Annotated in this window: 1 rRNA gene; it reads left to right on the top strand. The window is 53.5% G+C overall.

The window, feature by feature from the left end:
- Nucleotides 1-651, top strand: a 23S ribosomal RNA gene (locus tag FOE74_RS04890); the annotation flags it as partial.

Raw genomic sequence — 651 nt, 5'->3', positions numbered from 1 at the left:
CCATTCATTTAAAGAGTGCGTAACAGCTCACTGGTCGAGCGACAGGGCATCGATAATAATCGGGCATCAAGCGTATTACCGAAGCTGCGGATAGAATCTGATTCTGTGGTAGGGGAGCATTCCCGTCTTGCGACGAAGGTACCTGGCAATGGGCACTGGAGCGTCGGGAAAAGCAAATGTAGGCATAAGTAACGATAATGCGGGCGAGAAACCCGCACACCGAAAGACTAAGGTTTCCTGATCAACGCTAATCGGATCAGGGTTAGTCGGGTCCTAAGGCCGATGCGAAGGCTAAGGTCGATGGACAACTGGTTAATATTCCAGTACTAGCGTGACCCAGTGATGCGGTGACGGAGTAGTGAAAGGCCTGCCTGGTGACGGAATACCAGGTTGAAGGGCGTAGGTATACCATTGGTAGTCAAGTACGCCATAGGTGCTGAAACCCGATAGTACCCCAAGCCCCCGGGCGCGGGGATAACGGCCCTAATCAGACTCCCAAGAAAACCCGCTAAGCGTTCAAGGTCACGCTACCCGTACCGCAATCCGACACAGGTAGTCGAGGAGAGAATCCTAAGGTGCTCGAGTGAATCACGGCCAAGGAACTCGGCAAAATGGCCCTGTAACTTCGGGAGAAGGGGCGCTTCCTCTACG

Source organism: Rufibacter glacialis, assembly GCF_008271745.1.
Classification (GTDB): domain Bacteria; phylum Bacteroidota; class Bacteroidia; order Cytophagales; family Hymenobacteraceae; genus Nibribacter; species Nibribacter glacialis.
Note: the sequence above shows the minus strand (reverse complement) of the source record. Positions and strands in the feature narration are given on the sequence as shown.